19 protein-coding genes and 2 pseudogenes are annotated in these 20,509 nt (G+C 38.3%); 9 read left to right on the top strand and 12 right to left on the bottom strand.

Annotated features, from left to right (window positions below; translation table 11 throughout):
- The first annotated feature begins 89 nt into the window (after nt 1-89).
- From V7K56_RS26810 to V7K56_RS26790, 5 genes are all read left to right on the top strand, one after another.
- A complete protein-coding gene (locus tag V7K56_RS26810; protein ID WP_334915327.1) occupies nt 90-545 on the top strand; it encodes a cupin domain-containing protein in 456 nt (151 codons plus the stop codon).
- 287 nt (nt 546-832) lie between these two features.
- On the top strand, nt 833-1,159 hold the full coding sequence (locus V7K56_RS26805; protein WP_334915325.1) for a DUF433 domain-containing protein: 327 nt from the start codon (nt 833-835) through the stop codon (nt 1,157-1,159).
- A gap of 470 nt (nt 1,160-1,629) precedes the next feature.
- Nucleotides 1,630-2,358 carry a hypothetical protein gene (locus V7K56_RS26800; protein WP_334915323.1) on the top strand — a complete coding sequence of 243 codons (729 nt, stop codon included), beginning with the start codon at nt 1,630-1,632 and terminating at the stop codon, nt 2,356-2,358.
- A 64-nt stretch (nt 2,359-2,422) separates the two neighbouring features.
- Nucleotides 2,423-3,088: a hypothetical protein gene (locus V7K56_RS26795; protein WP_334915321.1), complete on the top strand. Its 666-nt coding sequence runs from the start codon at nt 2,423-2,425 to the stop codon at nt 3,086-3,088.
- Nucleotides 3,072-3,512 carry a DUF7689 domain-containing protein gene (locus V7K56_RS26790; RefSeq protein WP_334915319.1) on the top strand — a complete coding sequence of 147 codons (441 nt, stop codon included), beginning with the start codon at nt 3,072-3,074 and terminating at the stop codon, nt 3,510-3,512. Before V7K56_RS26795 ends, V7K56_RS26790 begins: the two co-directional genes overlap by 17 nt.
- A gap of 113 nt (nt 3,513-3,625) precedes the next feature.
- Here V7K56_RS26790 and V7K56_RS26785 read toward each other — a convergent pair whose 3' ends face one another.
- From V7K56_RS26785 to ribA, 12 genes and pseudogenes are all read right to left on the bottom strand, one after another.
- Nucleotides 3,626-4,699, bottom strand: a complete 1,074-nt coding sequence (locus tag V7K56_RS26785; RefSeq protein WP_334915317.1) for a 2-aminoethylphosphonate aminotransferase — start codon at nt 4,697-4,699, stop codon at nt 3,626-3,628.
- Between the two features lie 79 nt (nt 4,700-4,778).
- On the bottom strand, nt 4,779-5,666 hold the full coding sequence (locus V7K56_RS26780; protein WP_334915315.1) for a class I SAM-dependent methyltransferase: 888 nt from the start codon (nt 5,664-5,666) through the stop codon (nt 4,779-4,781).
- The gene (locus V7K56_RS26775; RefSeq protein ID WP_334915313.1) at nt 5,666-6,739 is read right to left on the bottom strand and encodes a glycosyltransferase family 4 protein; all 1,074 of its coding nucleotides are present in this window, start codon (nt 6,737-6,739) and stop codon (nt 5,666-5,668) included. The genes V7K56_RS26780 and V7K56_RS26775 overlap by 1 nt, the downstream gene beginning before the upstream one ends.
- Nucleotides 6,723-7,100: a 6-pyruvoyl trahydropterin synthase family protein gene (locus V7K56_RS26770; RefSeq protein ID WP_334915311.1), complete on the bottom strand. Its 378-nt coding sequence runs from the start codon at nt 7,098-7,100 to the stop codon at nt 6,723-6,725. The genes V7K56_RS26775 and V7K56_RS26770 overlap by 17 nt, the downstream gene beginning before the upstream one ends.
- Nucleotides 7,101-7,537: 437 nt before the next feature.
- Nucleotides 7,538-8,392 carry a hypothetical protein gene (locus V7K56_RS26765; protein ID WP_334915308.1) on the bottom strand — a complete coding sequence of 285 codons (855 nt, stop codon included), beginning with the start codon at nt 8,390-8,392 and terminating at the stop codon, nt 7,538-7,540.
- 130 nt (nt 8,393-8,522) lie between these two features.
- Nucleotides 8,523-8,900 carry a 6-pyruvoyl trahydropterin synthase family protein gene (locus V7K56_RS26760; protein WP_334915306.1) on the bottom strand — a complete coding sequence of 126 codons (378 nt, stop codon included), beginning with the start codon at nt 8,898-8,900 and terminating at the stop codon, nt 8,523-8,525.
- A gap of 26 nt (nt 8,901-8,926) precedes the next feature.
- A complete protein-coding gene (locus V7K56_RS26755) occupies nt 8,927-10,165 on the bottom strand; it encodes a glycosyltransferase (RefSeq protein WP_334915304.1) in 1,239 nt (412 codons plus the stop codon).
- Between the two features lie 87 nt (nt 10,166-10,252).
- The gene (locus V7K56_RS26750) at nt 10,253-10,981 is read right to left on the bottom strand and encodes a glycosyltransferase (protein ID WP_334915302.1); all 729 of its coding nucleotides are present in this window, start codon (nt 10,979-10,981) and stop codon (nt 10,253-10,255) included.
- Complete coding sequence (locus V7K56_RS26745; protein ID WP_334915300.1) at nt 10,974-11,231, bottom strand: 6-pyruvoyl trahydropterin synthase family protein; 258 nt, start codon at nt 11,229-11,231, stop codon at nt 10,974-10,976. The genes V7K56_RS26750 and V7K56_RS26745 overlap by 8 nt, the downstream gene beginning before the upstream one ends.
- Nucleotides 11,232-11,236: 5 nt before the next feature.
- On the bottom strand, nt 11,237-12,217 hold the full coding sequence (locus V7K56_RS26740; protein WP_334915298.1) for a zinc-dependent alcohol dehydrogenase: 981 nt from the start codon (nt 12,215-12,217) through the stop codon (nt 11,237-11,239).
- A gap of 291 nt (nt 12,218-12,508) precedes the next feature.
- Nucleotides 12,509-13,165, bottom strand: a pseudogene (locus V7K56_RS26735) (RibD family protein); the annotation flags it as partial.
- A 426-nt stretch (nt 13,166-13,591) separates the two neighbouring features.
- A pseudogene (ribA, locus tag V7K56_RS26730) lies at nt 13,592-14,188 on the bottom strand (GTP cyclohydrolase II); the annotation flags it as partial.
- A 1,121-nt stretch (nt 14,189-15,309) separates the two neighbouring features.
- Here ribA and V7K56_RS26725 point away from each other — a divergent pair.
- From V7K56_RS26725 to V7K56_RS26710, 4 genes are all read left to right on the top strand, one after another.
- On the top strand, nt 15,310-17,244 hold the full coding sequence (locus V7K56_RS26725; RefSeq protein WP_334915296.1) for a multicopper oxidase family protein: 1,935 nt from the start codon (nt 15,310-15,312) through the stop codon (nt 17,242-17,244).
- A 138-nt stretch (nt 17,245-17,382) separates the two neighbouring features.
- The gene (locus V7K56_RS26720) at nt 17,383-18,159 is read left to right on the top strand and encodes a PIG-L deacetylase family protein (protein WP_334915293.1); all 777 of its coding nucleotides are present in this window, start codon (nt 17,383-17,385) and stop codon (nt 18,157-18,159) included.
- A gap of 579 nt (nt 18,160-18,738) precedes the next feature.
- Nucleotides 18,739-19,506 carry a class I SAM-dependent methyltransferase gene (locus tag V7K56_RS26715; RefSeq protein WP_334915291.1) on the top strand — a complete coding sequence of 256 codons (768 nt, stop codon included), beginning with the start codon at nt 18,739-18,741 and terminating at the stop codon, nt 19,504-19,506.
- A gap of 49 nt (nt 19,507-19,555) precedes the next feature.
- The gene (locus V7K56_RS26710) at nt 19,556-20,395 is read left to right on the top strand and encodes an SAM-dependent methyltransferase (protein ID WP_334915289.1); all 840 of its coding nucleotides are present in this window, start codon (nt 19,556-19,558) and stop codon (nt 20,393-20,395) included.
- Nucleotides 20,396-20,509: the final 114 nt, after the last annotated feature.

Below are 20,509 nucleotides of genomic sequence, written 5' to 3'. Positions count from 1 at the left end.
GAATTAGAGATACAACTAACAATTCAAAATTCCGGACTCGGATTTTAGGAATTTTCATACCTATCGATAACTTTAGAGGGAATAAATAAATGAACGCTACTAGTTGTGTAATTCCGGTTATCAAATCTGCTAAAGATTACCAAGTTTATCGCATCAGTCCCAACGACTCTAATCGATTAGCAATTATCTTCGATTCGACAAATGCGAATACTTCTTTGACTTGCTGTATAGAAATTTTTGATGTTGGTGGACAAACACCGCCAAATCGCCATCAGTGGGCGGTGGAAATGTTTTTCGTTATTAAAGGGGAAGCGATCGCCACGTGTGACGGCAAGAGTACCACGATCAAAGCTGGAGATAGTTTATTGATACCTCCCACTGGGACTCATATGATTAAAAATACTGGTTCTAGTCGCTTGTACACGTTGACTGTTATGGTTCCCAATGAAAACTTTTCAGAATTAATTCGCAGTGGTATTCCGACAGAGTTAGATGAAGAAGATATGGCAGTACTAGGGAGATTAGATGCTTTGATGCCTTGTTAAAATAATTAGTAATACAGCAGTTTTCTTTTGCATGAAGTACAAAGCTACGGGTTTTAAGGCAGAAGGCAAAGGGCAGTTTTCCTCCTGCCTCCTGCCCGACGCTCTCTACGAGACGCTGCGCGTAGCTTGCAACTCTTACAGAGTAAGCGGACTCGCTCTAAGCGTTCGTGTAGCGTCTCGAAGAGAAGCCATGCCGTTCGCGTTAGCGTCTCCTTTAGGAGAAGGCTTTACGCTACGCTATCTACCTCCTGCCTTCCTGGATAAAGCTAAGTCTCCCGTAACCTAAAATGTTTCTTACCGTAGCAACTGATCCTATACCTCTATCACTTGATTCTGATGGCGTTGTGCGTGTTAGTAAGACTCGTGTAACCCTTGATACTGTGGTTGTTGCCTTCTTGGAGAGTGTTACAGCAGAAGAGATTGTCGAGCAATATCCATCTCTTCAGCTTGCAGATGTGTACTCGGTGATTGGCTACTACCTTCGGCGGAAAACTGAAGTTGATGCTTATCTAAAAATTCGACAAGAGCGTGCCACCCAAGTTCGTCAAGAAAATGAGCGTCGTTTCAATCCAATTGGGATACGCAATCGGCTGATGGCAAGACTTACCCACTAAGGGCAGAGTTGAAATGCTGCGCCTTTTAGCAGACGAGAACTTTAACAACCAAATTGTTCGAGGTATTCTTCGACGAAAATCTGAGATTGATATTGTTAGAGTTCAGATAATACAGATACTAAATCTATAGTGTTTTTCCTGTTCTTAATTGTAATAATTTATAAAATCTACTGAAATGCTAATTGGATAGTAGCAATTTCTTGCTTGTATCTTTAATAGGTGTCTCAATAAAGTAAAATATTCATTTTGTAAAGTAAAAAATATTATCAATATTTGACACATAAGAAAAACCAATCAGTCTTTGTATTGACTATAATATAGTATATAGAGTAAGCTGTAAAGCTTTTTAAATAAAAGCTTGTTCTTTATGGTAAAAATGTAATGCGTATACATTTCAGTACAGTAAAGTGCATTACTATTGCTGTATAGCCTTTGTGTTCTAAGTATTTTTGGTAAGAGTGGGAGAATTTATGTATTTGGGCATTCCTGAGCAGTATAAGAGTGGAATTAAATTTATTTTAAACGCTGATGACGATGCCATTAATATGATTATATCAGCTTTACGCGATTTTCCTCCGACTGTCGAAAACATTGTATATAAAATTTCTGAAAGAATAGTTCAAGCACAAAAAGTTGATAGGCGCACTGCTGTAGATGTTGTTGATACTTTAGTATCTTTAAGACAATTCTACAAAGAAGAAAACTTGTCTGATGAGGAGATCATAGATTTTCTCAGTAAGTATATACAAGAAAACAACGAAATTGTAACCGAAGTAGAGCAAATCGAACGTTTTAGCACGAGGCTATCCAATTTAATAAAAGCTTTGGAAAGTATTGCTTTTTCCTTAGATATTTCGAGAAAAGCTTCTAATTTACTGATTGAAAACGAGCGAATCTTTTCAGACTCAAGCATTGTTACTGATATTAGACCAGTATTTGACTCAGAAACTGAGAGAAAAGTAGAAGCTGCTATATTAATCCATACACTTAAAATCGAGTATAGAGATGCACAAGGAACTAAAGAATTTTATGTAGCTCTTGACTCAGATGATTTAGATAATTTGCATGAGCAAATAATTATTGCAATAAACAATAGAGATGTTTTGGGATCTGTTTTGCAAAAAGCAGAAATAGAGTGTATCAATCCTATACAAGAAATTCAAAGATTAGAAAGCATAGAAAATGAAGATGAACAATAAGGCTGATTTAAAAAGAAAACAGGAAAATCGATAAGTTCTAAACAAAAAACATCTAGGTAAGAATATGTTAGTACTAGAAAGAGCAAAAATTAAAACAAGTCTTTGTAATTTAAAAGATAATAATCAACAAAGAAGTAAATATCAATATTTTCTTAATTCTCGTAGAACTGGTGTCTCTCCTATATCAATTCCAGAAAATTACAAAAGGTTCGATTTAGCCAAAGATGATAACTGCGATATTTATTTAGATAATCAAACTAAAACTCAAAAAAGCAAAGCATCATTATTGAAGACTAAAAATTGGAACTCGGTAATTTATTTTTGTACAAACGAAAATTTGTCATATATTTTTTCTGAACGATCCTTACTGCAAAGAAATAACCCTAGTAAAGCGAAGCAAATAACAAACCGTTCGTCAAGTTATCTATTAAGGCAAGCAGAGCTAAAAGAAACTTTCATTAAGCTTGCTAATCAATGGCATAGCGAAACCAAACATATGTCATTAATAAGTGATATGGTTTTACACCCTGCATATCAACAAATAATAGGCATGGGGAAAAACGCAGTGCCTTTAATTCTTGAAGAACTAAGTAGAGAGCCGGAACACTGGTTTTGGGCATTAAAATCTATTACTGGAGCTAATCCTGTTAAACCGGAAGATAAAGGTAGGCTCAAAAAAATGACAGAGGCTTGGCTGGATTGGGGTAGACAGCATGGATACAAATGCTGAACTCGAATCTGATTGGCCTAATTTAGCCAAAACTACATACAAAATCACAAGTAAATACACACCTGAATACAATTGTATTGCTTGGGCAATTAATAATGAAGATGACCGTTGGTGGTCTCCGGCTCCTGGAGAGGATTATTATTGGCCTGAGAGTGCCCCTAGAGAGGAAACACTACAAGCATTTACTATTGCATTTCAAATTTACGGTTACGAGATATGCGTTAATGCAGAAATTGAAGCTGGATTCGAGAAGATTGCTATATATGTAAAAGAAGATGGTAAGCCACAGCACGTAGCTAAACAGTTAAATGATGGTATGTGGACTAGCAAACTTGGACGCTATGAAGATATAAGGCATGAACTCGACGGATTAGTTGGTGAACTGTACGGGAATGTACAACAGTTTATGAAACGTGCTTTATAGAATTTTGATGAAATTATTTTGTTTAAGACTTCCCTTAATGATTTAACACGATGATTCTCGTTGATATGTCTACAAAGTAAAACGCTTACTGCATCAAGCTTTTTTGTTAATAGCTAAAGATAAATTTGTTTAACAACAGCAATAAACCGTTCCATGTCAGCATGGGTTATGGCTCCCATTGTCGAGACTCGGAAAATAGATTGAGCTAAATTTCCCTGTCCAGAATAAATAATATAATCTCGTGCTTTCAGTTGGTCGTGAAATTCTTCATAGCTGAAACCGTCTGGCAAATAGTAGGCATTCAAGACAACGGATGAACTGCCAAGAGGAAGTAGAGGTTTAATTCCGATTGAGGCTAACCCGTCTCTGACTAAGCTGGCAAGTTGGTTGTAAAGGCTGTGTCTGATACGCCAACCTCCTGCTTCTGCCATTTCTTGCAAAGCTTCTGTTAAGGCATAAAATGTCTGTACTGATTGAGTAAAAGGTGTGTCGCCTCGGTCTTGTTGCTGGCAATAGTTTGCTAAATCTAAATATAATGTGCGGGGGATTGTATCTACAGAAGGCAGTGCATCCCGTTGCAGGATAACAAAAGACGTTCCGGGGACACCGTGCAGACATTTATTCGCTGTCGCAGCGCAAGCGGTGATTCCCCAATCTGCAAAATTTAGTTCCTCAGCACCAAAGCTGCTGACTGCATCTACTAATAGTTTGATACCGCGTTCTTGACAAATTGGCGCAAGTTCCGCCAAATTATTTAAGCGACCGGTAGTAGTTTCGTGATGGACGACAGCAAGGTGGGTGATGTCGGTGTTTTCATCCAGGAGTTTGACTAAAGCGTTGATATCTATTTCGGCATTCCAGGGATGGGAAAGTGTCATGTAATCAATGCCGTGGATTTTGGCGATTTTGGATAGTCGCTCACCATATACACCGTTTTCAATGACTAGTAATTTCCCATCTGTGGGTACTAAACTGCCGATCATCGCTTCCATCGCGGCGGTTCCAGAACCCGTGAGAAGAACTGCTGCCCAGCGATTGCTTCCAAGCCCATAAACTTGAAGTAGTTGTTCGCGAATTCTGCTTTGAAGTTGAGAAAATTCTACCTCACGGTGACACAAATCGGGACGCAACAGGGCATTTCGGACGCGATCGCTCAAATTAACGGGGCCAGGATTTAGTAAAATCATTAGGAAATGGTGGTTGATGTCAGATCGATGAAAACTAAGAGTTAGGTGATTGATACCGAGCTTTTATCCTTAATCAAGTTTATGTAACAGAACCATCCCAGTAACCCCAAAAATCTAGATGCGCGACGTTACAACTAAGTTTATTTTGAGCAATCATCTCTTGTTTTTTAAGCAACCAGGTGTTTAGCTCATCTTGTAAAGTTGCTTCTTCAATAATTTCTGGAATCGATTCTTCCATAAATCCTAAGATTAACTCAATAAATATAGGATCATTATTACTAATTTTCCACGGACTTTCTCCTTGTAATACCTTCATGCCAATACGATTCATTGCCTCCCACATAGACGAACCGCAGTCAGGCCCCATCCCTCTGCCGAAGTATTGATGGCGCTGCATGTGCTGATCGTAGTATTTAATAAAGCATGAATCTTTGTCGGTTTGAGGAATAAAATTCATGCCAGTATAGTTAATAGTTGCGAGAAGCGGCAATTGGTACTTTTTTAAACATTCGAGTAGAGTTTGAAACTGGTTTTCACTAAATAAATCGAATACTGCATTGGCAACAGCTAAGTCGAAAGTATTTAAATCTATCAAATTCTCCAGATCCAAAATAGAGCCGACAATTGTGTGGATGGTAATTTTATGGACTTGATTTTTCAAGACTAATATTGAATTTTGCAATTGTGACTCATATCCATTTTCTCGCGCCCAAACGATTAGCCGATCAAAAGCGATTTTCAAAAGTTCCTGATTTTGTTCTACTAAAAACCACTCCTGTTCCTGGGAAATTTTATTAAAGTAGTAGCGGCAGTTAGCTCCTGTACCCGCTCCCAAATCAAGAATTTTGAGATGATTGTGCCTTTGCATATATTCTTGGCAGCTTGTTTCCACATTTAAGTTACGCGCTTTAGCATCATAGGAAATACGAAGTTCTAGCCATTGAGCTAATTTTTGATTTTTATTCATTAGTCCTTATTAAATGCTTGTAAGAAATCCTGATAAGTTTTATCCCAAGAGTTAAAGGATAGGTTAGCGATGTGAGCCAAAGCATTTGTCTGTAATTGAGTCAGTTCATTACGCATTGTAAGCAGCCTTGTGAGTGCTTTGAAAAACTGCTCCTGCTTACCTGGCTCAATTAGTATGCCATTTTTACTATCCTCAACCCAGTCAACAATTGCTCCCGTTGCATAAGCTAATACGGGTAGCCCGTGAGCAACTGCTTCAGCAGTAGCCATAGAGTAACTCTCATAGGTAGATGGAGAGAGATAAAGATCGCATTGGGGGAACAAGTCAAACATAGGCTGTTGCGGAAGGTAGCCATGTAAAATGATGCAATCTTGTATTTGCGATCGCTCTATTATCGCCAGAATCTCCTCTGTGTAACTGGCGTTCTGTTCGCAGTCACCAATCAAATGCAGCCGAAAATTTTTCACCTGCATCTGGGCTAACATTTGTACTAAATCGAGTTGTCCTTTGCCTTGAGAAAATGTTCCTACTGTAATCAGATTTATCGGCTCATCTTCAGAAAGTTTCTTAGGATGAGAAAAACGGGACACTTGAACCTTTTCTATCCCGGGAAATGCTACTGTAATCTTATCTTTTTCTATACCCTGACTTGAAAGATAATCTCGCATTTGCCAACTGGGAACAATAATCCCATTTACAGCTTTTAGCCATAGTTTCTCGCTAGTCCAGAGGGCTTCCTTCTCCTGATTTGAGTAGTAGATATTCCTCGACTCAAGATAGTGAAGCATCAGGTAAATCCGCTGGAAATAGGGACTAAATTTCTCAACAGCAGCTTTGAATTCAGGAATTGTTAAGTAGAGTCCATCAAGCACAAAGGTGCAGCTAGAAGGCCAAGCATTGAAACGCTCAATCAGCTCTAAAACAGGGCTATTTAAGGCGTAAAAAAATCCCTTGCCTCTGGCTGACTGCTCTAGGCGTTTGACAATTTCTAAATTGTAAATCGAGCCTCCTGATACATGACTCAATTGAGGCTGAATAAAATGGATTGTCTTCGCTTCATACCTCGACTTCATAGCTTCCCCAAGCGATATGACTTTCCTCCAAAGTGACTTTGAGAGAGCCTTTGAAAAAAGAACTGACCTGTTTGCTAATTTGCTGGTGAATATAATAAGCCATGTGTTCCGTCGTTGTATTTACCCCCTTAAATTGTTCAAGAGTATCCAAATTTTGGTAATTTAACGGTTCTAGAACTTCTTTGAGAATTGCGATCGCCTGACCGATATCAATCACTAAGCCATCTTTATCCAACTGAGCGACTTTGAATTCAGCTGTGATTATATAGGTTGCTCCGTGCAGCTTTTGAGCGGGGCCAAAAATTTCCCCTTGGAAGCTATGGGCAATCATGATGTGGTCTTTTACTGCAACAGAAAACATGATTTTTAATACTCAATTAATGGCGAAACTGGATGCACTTGACGCTGATATAATAGTGACACAAGTAAACTTCCACCCCTTGACTTAGGTTTCAATTATCCTCAGTGCTGTTTATATTCCTGTAATCTTTTCGACGCAGACTGCAAAACTTGGTTGGCGCGATTATCCCAGGTAAAATTTTGTACCTCAAAAAAGCACGTTCAGTAATGTTACTCACTAAAAGGGGATTTTTAAATAAATTGACTATAGCTATTTGCCCAGTGTCAGCCCACACAAAAGGCAAGTTGTCAAGGGATATATAAATAATTGATTTTAAGCTAACCATTTCAGTAGAGAAGCAAATAGGTTGCTCAGGGTGTTGCGGTCTTTACAAGATGAATCATGTAGGCAGTTAGGGCAGTTGACAGCAGGATAAGCTGACAGCTGAATGCTTACGGTCAATACACGTCAAACTCATGTTTACTTGAAGATTGTAAACATCTTACGGCTTTTTCGGTTGCATCAGGCATTAATCTTCTAGCAACTTTATTAAAAACCTGCTCCTCTAATGTGAATGAATTATAACAATGAATCATCTTAATATCATTCAGTTCAGGAAGTTCAGGAACTATCTGCTCTATCGGGTATATGTTGGTAAGCCAAGAAACCGGATAATTATAAACATATGGTAGATGTACGATTTGATTTTTCGTTTCCTGAATTGATCGGGACAAAGCTAATTGATCCTGCTGCTTAAATCTTCTCCATTCTTTTTGCCAAATCTCAAATAGAGTATGAGCATCGGGTGTATTTTTCCAAAGTATCAGACCGCCATTAAATTGAACCATATCAGCTGCACAAGTTTTTAACGTGTAGTCTTTTTCTTCAGAAGAAATATACTCGGAGCAATCAATGCAATCAACCAGTTTAGGGACTGGGTCAGGTATCATAGCAATATTTCCATGTTTGAAAAAGCTCCAGATTTCATTAATTGGTTTTATCGGCAAAATATCAGCATCTAAGTATAAAGTTTCATCAAACACTGTAAAAGTATGCAAGCTGGTTTTAATAACCCTTGAAACCATTACATTACTCAACCTCTCTTTTTCAGGAATCACAATTGGTTTGAGGGCAATATTAAATTTTGATAACTGCTCTTGAAGCCCTATACATTTTATATTTGAAAAGATGATGATTGGTAACTGAGGCGATACCTGACGAAGAGCAAAAGCACTGATCACAGCAGATTCTAAATATGGCCATGCGTCTACAGCAAAGTATACTACGCCTTGAGTTGGTTGTTTTGGTTTCATGAAGGAAAGTCAGTTATAAACGTAAGGAAAAGCCTGAAATCGGTAAAATCTTAGAAATACACTGCTTTTTCAATAACCGTAAAAAGTTCTCTGCCTCAATTGAGGCTGAATAAAATAAATCACGCTCGGTTCATACCTGGGCTTCATAGCTTCCCCAAGCGATATGACTTTCCTCTAAAGTGACTTTGAGAGAGCCTTTGAAAAAAGAACTGACCTGTTTGCTAATTTGCTGGTGAATATAATAAGCCATGTGTTCCGTCGTTGTATTTATCCCCTTAAATTGTTCAAGAGTATCCAGATTTTGGTAATTTAACGGTTCTAGAACTTCTTTGAGAATTGCGATCGCCTGACCGATATCAATCACTAAGCCAGCTTCGTCCAACTGAGGTACTTTGAATTCAGCTGTGACTATATAGGTTGCTCCGTGCAGCTTTTGAGCGGGGCCAAAAATTTCCCCTTGGAAGCTATGGGCAATCATGATGTGGTCTTTTACTGCAACAGAAAACATAATTATAGTGTTGTATTACTAGATTTCTAAAGCTTAACGTGCTGACCTGCACGCAGGGGTTCTAGGGGATAAATCGTGTCAGCCCAGACTATACCTTGACGTTGCCAACAAAGGATAGCTGAACGCAGAGAGATAATGGACAGCATGAATTGTCCAATGGGCATCAGCAAAATAGGGAGTAGCTCAAGTTTAAGTTTGACCGACGTAATCAGTGCATAAAGAACTAATGATAAATACGCAACCACGCCTAGAGTCCACAAATAAGGGATTTCATGGCGTAAAAAGGCAACTCCCCAGCCGATAATCAGCAGCCAGATACTCAAGGCACTGAAGATCATTTTTGAATAACGAAACTGGGCAATCAGGCCAAATAAATGTTTTTCCAGACCACGCACCATTGCAGGTAGAGATTTGTACCAAGTCAATCCAATCTCATCCATGCCAAACATCAGCTTTCCCTTAGCGCCAGCTCGATTCATCATCAAACCCAAGCCCAAGTCATTGCAGAGTTCCATCCGCAACCAGTTGAAGCCTTCAGTCCGGTCAAAAACCGATTTGCGAACCAGAGCAAACGCTCCAGTCCCAATGTACCTATCTGAACCTGGTTTGCCAATATCAGCGGCTTTGATCTGAAGTAAAGACACCATTTCTAAGGCAGCACTTAAGACCTGTTGCCAGAAAGACTGCTGGTAGTTTTTATGAAGGATAGCCAAGTGATCAATTTGCTGTTCAAGACATAACGCCACAACCTTGCGTAAGCTACCAGGCTGGAAGTCAATAACTGCGTCAGTCAAAAGCATCCACTCACCGCTAACCTTCTGGGTAGCAATGTGCATGGCGTGAACTTGACCAAGCCATCCTGCTGGTAAACTATTTATGTGTATTGGCAAAATGCGGGAGTCAAGAGCCACCATCCGGTCAATGATGCTTCCTGTATCGTCGGTTGAGCGATCATTGATCAGGAGCAATTCTAGGTTCGGATAGTCCTGCGTTAAAAGCGTTGTGACTGCTTGCTCCAACATATCAGCTTCGTTACGGGCGGGAATAACTACACTGAGCTTTGGCCAATACTGGGGTTCTTGAGGTGTGAACTGCTTGAGCAGAGGGATTGATAGGAAGTGGTAAAGCGCCCTGAAATAGGTCAGACACCACGCTAGGCACGCAAGTACTGCCCAGATTGCTAGAATCCAATCTACTGCACTCATTGTTTTTAAGCCGTAGCTCTGGGCAATCATGATATGGTCTTTTACGGCGACAGAAAACATGATTTTTAATACTCAATTAACGACGAAACTGGATGAACTTTACGCGCTGAATGCTAAGGATATGTTTGCCCTGCTTCTATTACGATTTTACAAATATTTTGATTTTAATTTTTCATACAAACAATTTTGATGATATTTTTTCTCTTTATCTATCTGAGACCGTCTCCACATTTCATTCCGCAGATGAATCCCATATGAGTTTTTTAGAATTTCATCTAAATTTTTTTCTGGGTCAATTAATTCAACTACATCAACATAATATAGTGGAGAAAATACTTCCGGTTCTTTGACATAATTATTAAGTTTAAACTTTTCTACTGCCTCAGTTACTAGTGCTGGTCCTGTTACTCCCCATAGCAATTGATTTATATCATGCTTCTGACAGGTTTCCCAACAATACAACGCAAATTCTGATTTTGGTAGAGTTTTAATAATTCCATTGCCAATTATCTTCTTTCTTTCTGGAGCAACATATTCAGAACCAAAAATGTAATCACTTGTGAAATCAAAGGGTTTTAAACAAATAACATCAGTGTCTACCCACCATCCACCTTTTTGAAGGAGTAGCATATAACGGAAAAAATTAGCAAATCCTGCATAACTTCCCTTACCAAGACCCTGTTGATAAGTAAAAATTGACTTCTCGGGCAATATTTCATTGCCATCCATAAGGGTTGTCCCTACAGGAATATTTTTGATATCACTATAGACATAGAGATGATACTCATGCTGATTTTTTAAAAAAGATTGAATGGATAACTGTTCCATTAATGATAGTTTGTCACCAATCCATAAACTTTGAATAATTTTATTCATACTTAGTATTTATTCCCTTAAATTGTTCAAGAGTATCCAGATTTTGGTAATTTAACGGTTCCAGAACTTCTTTAAGAATTGCGATCGCCTGACCGATATCAATCACTAAGCCATCTTCGTCCAACTGAGCGACTTTGAATTCATCTGTGACTATATAGGTAGCTCCGTGCAGCTTTTGAGCAGGGCCAAAAATTTCCCCTTGGAAGCTATGAGCAATCATGATATAGTCTTTTACTGCAACAGAAAACATGATTTTTAATACTCAACTAACGGTGAAACTGGATGCACTTGACGCTGATATAACAGTGACATAAATTGTGGTAAGTCTCTAAAAGAAATCACAGGTTCAAGAAGAATATCTACGGCTGCATCTGCGAGCAAGCTCAAAACCCGTTCTTTGCGCTGACGATAGTCAATCAGCTTTCGCATGGGTTTGGCGATCGCGGAAACTTGAGAAGCGATAATTTGTTTGCGTTGGTAATGAAAAGAACCACCCAATTGCAAGGAAACTGATTGTGTTCCGTACCAACTCAGTTCGATACAGCGACCTTCAAAAGCTAGAGCATTAATCGCACTCTGAAGTCCAGAAGAAGAAGCGCTGGTATGGAAAACGATATTGTAATCGCCTTCTTTGTAGTCAGTTGCTAAACGGGAATTTTGCAGCCAAGGTAGTTGTTCTAAGTATTGAATTCGCTGCTTATCTTGTTCTAAAAAGTCTGCCCCAATACCATACTCTTTATTTAGGACAAAGCTAATGAGAATACCGATAATGCCTGCACCAACAATTAGGATGCGATCTACCTGACTAACGGGAGCATCCCAGACCGCATTCAAGGCTGTTTCCGTGTTGGGAATTAAAGTCGCCCGTTTACTAGGTAGCCAATCTGGCAACTCTAAAGCATCAGAACTCTCGACGACGACTCTCGATTGGTGGGGATGCATGACAAAAAATCGTTTCCCCTGATTAGAACCTTCATCAGCTTGACCAACAAGACTGTAACCGTACTTTAAAGGCAAGGCAAAACTGCCTTCCATATACCAACAGCGCATTGTTTCCCAGCACTCTTCGGGGACTTTTGCTAGACCTACCAGCCGCTCTGTACCCGGACTAATGCCACTGTAGAGCGTGTCCAAAAACAGAGGATCTTTTAGGGACGGCGTGACTAAGGTTTCTCTAATTTCACCAAGGCTAGGAGAGACTAACCAGTAGGCATAAGCTTGAGAATTTGTAGACATCTTTAAAGCTGTTAAACATTTTAATTGCGTATATAGCAATCCTAAATGAGTCGTGAAAAATATAGATAAGGAAACGAATCGCTAAGAACGAGCCAGTGAGTTGAGCGGGCAATGCCTGACTTGTTCGCTTTTAGCGTTCCCGCTCTTTAACAACTGGCGTGCCAAGTCCGCAAAAGAAAGAAAGAACAAAGAGATATATATTTTTCACAAATGATTTAGGACTGCTATAGTCTTAAGCGATAGCACAAACAATTCATCTCTCTAACTTCCTGATCAACCTGAACGAGCAAATTAAATGCGTGACTGCTTATCTTGGAGCAATTCCACCAGAATTTCTCCATCGAGATCGAAGTGTTTCATTTTAAAGCGGAGTCCTTTGTCGATGGAGTCTATAACTGGAAGGGTGAAACTCGACCGTCCAGAACCCAAAATCAAAGGAGAAAAATGGAGATGCAGTAGCTCTATGCAATTAGCTTGCAAGAAATAGGATACGGTTTGTCCTCCACCTTCCAAAAAAATAGTAGAAATGCCATTTTCGTATAAAACCTTTAAAATTTCTGAGGGAGCTAAAACGGGTCTTTCTTGAGAATCTTTTGTTGCAGATATAGGAAGCTCCAAAATTTTTTCTTTGGCCGTTTGTGGTAGTACTCGATGCTGCTTTTCTTGAGGACATAACACAATCACTCTTTCATGAAGCGCCATCATATGCAAATCATCAACCCTCAAATCGTTTTGACCTTCTATAATCACAGGAGTTGGATGCTTGCCAGGTACTAAACGAACCGTTAACTTAGGGTTGTCGAGTGTTGCTGTTACTGCTCCTACCATGACGGCATCATGAAGGGCACGCAGACGATGGGCATGTTTCAAGTTAGCCTCGTTACTGAGCCACTGAGAATTTCCATTGACTGCTGCAATTTTGCCGTCAAGAGATTGTGCCAAGTGAGCCATCAGAAAAGGACGCTTTTCTAGGTAAGCTTCTCTTTGAGCAACTAAGAGCCTTATATATAAAGAAAAAGTTTGCCATCCATTGCTGCTCCACATTCCTTTAAAACATTGGGCATCTTGCACGATATCGCTTTTAAAAGGGGAGCCACTTTTGAATACAATGGCAGATTGTACTTGAGAAAACAATTGATTTGCGAAATTCAAGTTTTGACAAAAATCACTTGGAAAATCGATGATAATCAAGAAATCACTTTTTGGAATATGGGGTATCTTTTCGTTAGAAATTTTTTGGAAACTCCACGGACTTTTCGCATTACCAAAAAAAGCCCAATATTCATGGAGTTGGGGAGTTTCATTTCTCATGACCTCCTTGCATTCTAACAATGCTGACCAAATAAATTCTAAATATTCATCAATTTTCAATGCATTTATTGCTAGAGATTGTCGGTGTTTAACTTCTAGAAGATGCCCCAGCTTCTTTGCCTTAGTCGTCAAATAATTTAAATTGTAGACATTGGGTTCAATCGCTAAGGGAATCCGTTCGACTACCTCAATACCGTAGTTTTGCAAACGAGCAATTTTACGAGGATTATTGGTAATTAAGCGAATTTTATTCATTCCTAAATCTTTAAGTATTTGCGCCGCCATGCTGTAATCACGGAGGTCAGCAGAGAATCCCAGACGTTCATTTGCTTCGACTGTATCCAGTCCCAAATCTTGCAGAGAATAGGCTTTCACCTTATTCAACAGACCAATACCTCTTCCCTCTTGCGCCAAATAAATTATTACCCCTTGACCTGCGTTATCAATCATCCTCAGTGCTGTTTGCAACTGCGTTCCACAATCACAACGCAGAGAACCCAAGGCATCCCCTGTTAGGCATTCCGAGTGTATTCTTACCATTATTGGGTTGTTGAACTTGGCCGGTTCTCCCTTGACGATCGCAACGTTTTCCGAGTTGTCTAAAATATTACGGTAGCCGTAAATTTTGAACTGACCAAATTCGCTGGGTAATTTGGCGATCGCTACAGTTTCTGCAAATGCACTTTCGGTAATTGATTTTAGGTCGCTCATAATTTATGACAATATTTTGGTGTTTAGATTAACTAGCTGGAGTGCTACATTCCATTGAGCAGCACATCAACTTCTTAATTTACCATCTTGCTCATTTCTGACAACACAACCCTTTCTTTTGCATCCTCCTTACTGGCAATCTTGTTGGCAATTACTAGACAAAATACGTAATTAAAGTCACTGCTGATAATAGTAGAATAGAACCCCAATACCAAATTAGAAGCATTACGGCTAAGAGGATGTTTTAAAAGTATCTTTTGCTCTCATTATTCACACTGCATAGTATCTCAGCACATGGCTAAAATATTGAGTTTTTGTCCGAGTTAACCCAGTCAAAACGTAAAAATTATACTTTCTTGGACTTTTAAAACATCCTTTCAAGACAGAACACCTGCTAGCTATAATTCCTGACAAGCGATCCGGCTACCTTGGTCTATTTTCTTTGCCCCAAAAGCTTCGGCTACCAGAGATCCTCCTGCTGTGAGAATACCATATTCCATAGATCAGCAAAAAGATTAATCGGATTTTTTTAATGACCAAAATTTGCATATTATCTCATATTTTTTGTATAAATTATCAAAATTTATCTGTCATATTTGTTAATATGACAGGCTGTCATATATGCACAATATGGTAATATGATGTCACTTGTTAGATAAATGAGAGAGACACAGCAGGGTATCTGACCATAACTTAATAATATTTGAATAGTGAACTCACGCAATGTGCAACTTATTCTTAGAACCTCGCTTCCATTCCTCTCTTTTACTCCTGAGAGGCTTTGATTCTTGCTCCCCAACCCTTGTAGCGTTTGGGTTGGGGGTTAGGTTTGAGAAAAAGTTGCACAAGGCGTGAACTCCTTATTTTGATAACAATCCTATTTGAAGAACCAGAACTTAAAATATCCCCACGGATGAATATAGAGGCTTGTAATCTCACTTTTGTAAAGATTTAACTCATTCATGATTATGAAACGTTTATCTCAGTTTCTGTATAAGCTGCTGCTCACGATTTTAGTAGGCATTTTCATCTCTATAAGCACGTTTCCAGCAAAAGCAATAGCTTTTGATTTGAGGAATACTCCTCCGCAATATCGAGAGCAAGCACGACAGCAAGAAGCGCAACTCCGTAAACCAAGGCTAGGTACTCCAAGACCAGGTGCCCCACAGCTAGGCGAGGCCCCCCCACAGCCGCGAAATTGTCCCAATACTAATCAGTCGGTAGACTTCCAAAAAAATCTGGGTCTGGACTACATAGACAGCGACAGCAATCATGTATTAAACGCAACCTTAAATGTTATTAATCCAGAGTCTTTCACCCTCGGAGACGTAACTTTCAAAAGCAGCTATCAAGCAACATACGACGAGAAGGCAGCGAATTTCCAGACGGACTCAAACAACCAGAGGATTGCTCTCTACCAGACCGAGGATGATAAACCAGGCACATACATACCACCAGTCTTACGGGTATCGCCTGGTGATACTATCAAGCTGAAGCTGAACAATAAATTGACTGGTCAATGGACTGGAAGCGCTCCGCAAGATACTAATTTTCATTATCATGGTTTCAATGTACCGGCAACCGAACATGCTGACGATGTACTCACCCACATTCGTCCTGGACAAAGCGATCCAATGGACTTCGTAATCCCGGAGAATCATCAACCTGGGCTGTTCTGGTATCACCCGCATGTCCACGATGATAGCGACTCACAGGTTAGTAGTGGCATGTCAGGTGCGATTATTATTAAAGGCATTGAGAACTATTACCCCATTATTAATGGAATTCCCCTGAAGCCAGATAAGCCTAACCTTGTCAAGGAGATTGTTAAGGACATTGAGCAACCTTATGATACCACTATTAAGGGAATTCTACCGCAGCTTAAGTCTAGTCTCACTGAGAGAGTGCTTTTGTTTAAAGATTTGCAGCTTAAGGAGCAGCTTAAAACTGACCCGCCAAACAGCTACGCCTGCTACATCCTCAACGGTTTAGTCAACCCCAACATTACTATTAGACCGGGAGAGGTTCAGTTCTGGCGCATTGGCAATATTGGCGCAGACAATTACATAAATCTGTCGCTACAAAAGTCAACAGGTGATAAAAGTCCTTTCTACATATTGGCACGTGACGGCAACATCGTGAATCCGCCGTTTTTACAAAAAGAGCCGATTCTGCTAGCGCCTGGTAATCGAGTTGAGGTACTAGTAATTGGACCTCCATCAGGACAAAAGTACAATCTAGTCTCAACCGAGATTTTGAACAGAGACACAATAGGAGGTAATCCTCCTAGTCCGGCAACCTTTGCAGGGAATCCCACAGTAGCAACAGTTTCATCTGAGGGTGAGCAAGTAAACTACGATGTTGGTGCTTTAGAAGAATACATACTGAGCCAAAAACCACAAGATCAGTTGGATGATTTACCAAGTATTGATCAGCTAACCAAGATGTCGATACTCCCGAGCCATCAACGTACATTCACATTCACGCAAAATTTTACCAATAAGAATAAAGCGGCCAGAGGAGGAGAGTTTTATATCAACGATAATATATACGATGAGAACCAGTTTGATACAGTCGTCAGGCTGGGTGATATTGAAGAATGGACTCTTGTAAATGCAACACCAATTCATCATGCCTTCCATATCCACCAACTCGATTTTTTGGTTACTGAGGTCAATGATAAAAGCCAACTTACATCGAACTATGCACAGGGGTATCAAGATGTAATCGATCTTCCTCCTTGTGCCACAGCAAAGGATAATAATGATAGTTGTGACCCTAACACAGTAAGCACAACTGTGGTGCGTATTCCCTTTACAAACAAGATCATTGCTGCCCAATTCGATGGCAATCAAGATTACAATCCAGACACTCACAGCTCTATATACAAAAATGGCCAATTCATCGGTGGCCAATTCGTCTATCACTGTCATCTCCTGTATCATGAAGATCATGGAATGATGCAGAATATTCTGGTCTTACCTCCACTTAAATCTTCTACCTAAGTAAAGTGCAAAACGTGGTTTAAGCTGCAAGATACAAGATTAGTAAAAGTCTCGTGGGGTGGGCAGGGATGCTCACCCTAAATTTACTAAAAAAGAGAAGTTTTGGCTAACCTCTTGGTAATTTGTGAAAAAATTTTTATGTATAACCAAAATTTTTATTATAAAATTCAAGAAAACCTCTTGCAAAGTTTGGAAATAATTAAATCTAAAATAATTTTTTGGTGGATTTTAAATATTAAAACTCAAACATTAACTGTTAGTCGGAAACCAGCGATAGTATTTGCTCCCCATCAAGATGATGAAACTCTTGGCTGTGGTGGTTTGATTGCTCTCAAACATGAACTGGAAACACCAATTAAAGTTGTTTTCCTAACTGATGGACAGAAATCTCACTTACATATAAAACCAGAGGAACTTATTCAAATTCGCAAGCAAGAAGCTGTGAATGCGCTAAAAATTTTGGGAATTGCATCATCAGACATTTATTTTCTTGACTATATGGATGGGAGTCTGATGCAACTGTCTAAAGAAGAACGTTATCGCATGATCAATCAGTTAGCGCAACTACTACAGTCCTTTCAACCAGATGAAGTTTATCTCCCTCATCGAAAAGATAAGCATAACGATCATCAGGCTACTTACGACTTGGTTCAAGCTGCGTTCATCGAATCTAAAGTTCAAGTTGAAGTTTTTGAATATCCAATCTGGTTATTTTGGAATGATGATACACAGCTTTTTGAGTTTAACTTACAGGAAATGGATGATTCTTACAATCTATGTATTAAATCTGTATATAACAAAAAACAAAGAGCAATTAAAGCATATCACTCACAATGTCAAATCTTCCCGTCGAGCTTCCTAAGGCAGTTTTTCATACCTCGTGAAATTTTTTTTAAAAGACCAATTCAAAACTGATGCATATATAGCAATCCGGAATCATATGTGACAAAATACTTAAACTACGACTGTAGTTTTAAACACTCGTTAATAACTTAATTTTGAGGCTCGAATTACATATATTGCATAATACATCGTTTAAAAGCAAGTTGTATAAATTACATTATATTTCACCGTATTTTCTCATGAATCATTTAGGATTGCTATAGGAATTCTATTTGATCTGTGAAAATTGTTGTTATGGTCGTCCTTGGTCATTAGTCCTTTGTCATTTGCAATTACAAAGGACTAATGACTAATGACAGCTAACTCCAAAAATATTTCACAAATGATTTAGGATTGCTGTAGATTCAGTTGATATCTTAACACTATTTTCAAGTAGACTAGTGTAATAATACGGTTCAAATAAGATACTTTGCAGGCACAATGACCTATGTAGAGACGTAGCTATGTCTCTACACGTATGGAAATAACTCTTAACTGAACGGTATTGACCAGTGTAATAATAAATTTATACAAAAATTAGTACAAAACCCTTTTAGCACTTGAATTTAAGTTTAATTTTTGCCCAAATGTAATCAATGAAAGGCTATAACTATGACATTGCCATCGCCCGGAGACGAGTATAACTATAAATCGCAGATTGCCGATACAGTTTACGAACAAAAAATACGTCAAAGTTTCGCTTATTACTCAGATAAATGGGATAATCAAAATTTAAGTTATCACTATAAAATTAAAAGACAGTGGTTATTAACTACTATCCAAGAATTTTATCAAAAGACAGAAAAAAATAATTTTCATCTAACAATCTTAGATGCAGGATGCGGCAATGGTTTCTATCTAATAGATATTGTAGAAGCTTTGGAAAATATCTATAGTGTAAATGGTGTAGGTGTTGATCTTACTGAAGAAATGATTGAGACATGTCGAAAAAGAGCGCTAAATTCAAAGGGTAAATATGAATGGATTCAAATAGATTTAGAGAATGATGATTGGAAGTCGAAACTTGGAGAACAGCAATTTGATATCATTATGATGAACGGAGTCGTATGTTATTTTAAAAATATACCCCAAGTGCTTAACTCTTTAAAAAAGCTTTTAAAACCAGATGGAAAACTGATTATTATCCATCATAATCCCAATAATTTGACTAATCTTGTTTTGAGAATTAAAAGTCTATTAGAATCTGAATTTATCTGGGTTAGAAATCCTTCAAAAAAAGAAACTATAAATTACGCTGAAACCGAAGGTTATTTATTAAATAAATCTCAACTTTTACCTTGTGGAGGTATGTCATATTTATTATATAGTCTAGGTAAGATATTTTGGGATGGTTACGGTTTAGTCTTTACTTTAAAATAGGTTAATTAATCTTGATATTTTCTATAACATCACTCAATCACTCACTTATATGAACATTGAAGTAGAAACATACTATGATCACAACACAAGCCGCTTTCTAAAGTATGATCCTCATTATGAAACTTACGGTATACATCGTGAGGTATGGGGAAATGGAGTTGCAACTCCTCAAGATGCCTTTAATTTTGTTAACAGTTTAATCTTAAATATTATCACAACACATAAATTAGAATCTATCCTTGATTTAGGATGTGGAGTAGGAGGCAGTCTTTTTTATCTAGCCCAGGCTTATTCAAAGCCCTGTTATTATGGAATAACTATTAGCTCTGCACAAGTTCAAATATCTAGGGAAATTTCAAAAAAGTTAAATATTGAAAATCAATATATGATTTTAAAAGGAGATTTTCAAAAATTGCCTGATGATCTTCCTTTGATAGATTTAGCTTTTTCCATTGAAGCATTCGTTCATGCTACTGATAACGATACTTTTTTTAACGAAATAAGTACAAAGATGAAGAAAAATGGCTTTTTAATTGTTTGTGACGATTTTATTTCGGAGAAAGCTGCAAATTTACCTATTAATTCCTCAGAAAAAAAGTTAATTGAACTTTTTTGCAAAGGGTGGGTTTTAGGTTCCTTAATGAGTGTAAAGGAAATCCAAACTATTGCCGATAAATATGGTTATAAATTGATTGAAAATATTGATTTAACACCTAATTTAAGATTAAGAAGGAATCGGGATATTTTAATTAGTTTGTATGCTATTTTTTTGAAGCCTTTTATACAGTTTTCTTCATACTTTAAGGCTTTGGTAGGCGGCGATGCTTTGCAAAAGTGTTTAATAAAAAAATTAGTTGAATATCGATTTTTAGTGTTTCAAAAAGTTTAAATAGTGATGGCACACTATTTTATTATGTGGTAATTGATGTTTAACCTTTCCGCCAAGGTGAGTAGACATCGGCTATCAACTACTGTTAATTGCAAGTTTCGATGATACTATCCT

Origin of the sequence: Nostoc sp. (genome assembly GCF_036917535.1) — a bacterium.
GTDB lineage: Bacteria > Cyanobacteriota > Cyanobacteriia > Cyanobacteriales > Nostocaceae > Nostoc.
Note: the sequence above shows the minus strand (reverse complement) of the source record. Positions and strands in the feature narration are given on the sequence as shown.

What these genes read in the sequence shown, in the direction of transcription:
- V7K56_RS26775 (WP_334915313.1), bottom strand. Translation starts at nt 6,739, where the DNA reads ATGAAGTCGAGGTATGAAGCGAAGACAATCCATTTTATTCAGCCTCAA.
- V7K56_RS26810 (WP_334915327.1), top strand. Translation starts at nt 90, where the DNA reads ATGAACGCTACTAGTTGTGTAATTCCGGTTATCAAATCTGCTAAAGAT.
- V7K56_RS26805 (WP_334915325.1), top strand. Translation starts at nt 833, where the DNA reads ATGTTTCTTACCGTAGCAACTGATCCTATACCTCTATCACTTGATTCT.
- V7K56_RS26710 (WP_334915289.1), top strand. Translation starts at nt 19,556, where the DNA reads ATGAACATTGAAGTAGAAACATACTATGATCACAACACAAGCCGCTTT.
- V7K56_RS26785 (WP_334915317.1), bottom strand. Translation starts at nt 4,699, where the DNA reads ATGATTTTACTAAATCCTGGCCCCGTTAATTTGAGCGATCGCGTCCGA.
- V7K56_RS26755 (WP_334915304.1), bottom strand. Translation starts at nt 10,165, where the DNA reads ATGTTTTCTGTCGCCGTAAAAGACCATATCATGATTGCCCAGAGCTAC.
- V7K56_RS26740 (WP_334915298.1), bottom strand. Translation starts at nt 12,217, where the DNA reads ATGTCTACAAATTCTCAAGCTTATGCCTACTGGTTAGTCTCTCCTAGC.
- V7K56_RS26765 (WP_334915308.1), bottom strand. Translation starts at nt 8,392, where the DNA reads ATGAAACCAAAACAACCAACTCAAGGCGTAGTATACTTTGCTGTAGAC.
- V7K56_RS26770 (WP_334915311.1), bottom strand. Translation starts at nt 7,100, where the DNA reads ATGTTTTCTGTTGCAGTAAAAGACCACATCATGATTGCCCATAGCTTC.
- V7K56_RS26745 (WP_334915300.1), bottom strand. Translation starts at nt 11,231, where the DNA reads ATGTTTTCTGTTGCAGTAAAAGACTATATCATGATTGCTCATAGCTTC.
- V7K56_RS26750 (WP_334915302.1), bottom strand. Translation starts at nt 10,981, where the DNA reads ATGAATAAAATTATTCAAAGTTTATGGATTGGTGACAAACTATCATTA.
- V7K56_RS26760 (WP_334915306.1), bottom strand. Translation starts at nt 8,900, where the DNA reads ATGTTTTCTGTTGCAGTAAAAGACCACATCATGATTGCCCATAGCTTC.
- V7K56_RS26780 (WP_334915315.1), bottom strand. Translation starts at nt 5,666, where the DNA reads ATGAATAAAAATCAAAAATTAGCTCAATGGCTAGAACTTCGTATTTCC.
- V7K56_RS26715 (WP_334915291.1), top strand. Translation starts at nt 18,739, where the DNA reads ATGACATTGCCATCGCCCGGAGACGAGTATAACTATAAATCGCAGATT.
- V7K56_RS26790 (WP_334915319.1), top strand. Translation starts at nt 3,072, where the DNA reads ATGGATACAAATGCTGAACTCGAATCTGATTGGCCTAATTTAGCCAAA.
- V7K56_RS26795 (WP_334915321.1), top strand. Translation starts at nt 2,423, where the DNA reads ATGTTAGTACTAGAAAGAGCAAAAATTAAAACAAGTCTTTGTAATTTA.
- V7K56_RS26720 (WP_334915293.1), top strand. Translation starts at nt 17,383, where the DNA reads ATGTATAACCAAAATTTTTATTATAAAATTCAAGAAAACCTCTTGCAA.
- V7K56_RS26800 (WP_334915323.1), top strand. Translation starts at nt 1,630, where the DNA reads ATGTATTTGGGCATTCCTGAGCAGTATAAGAGTGGAATTAAATTTATT.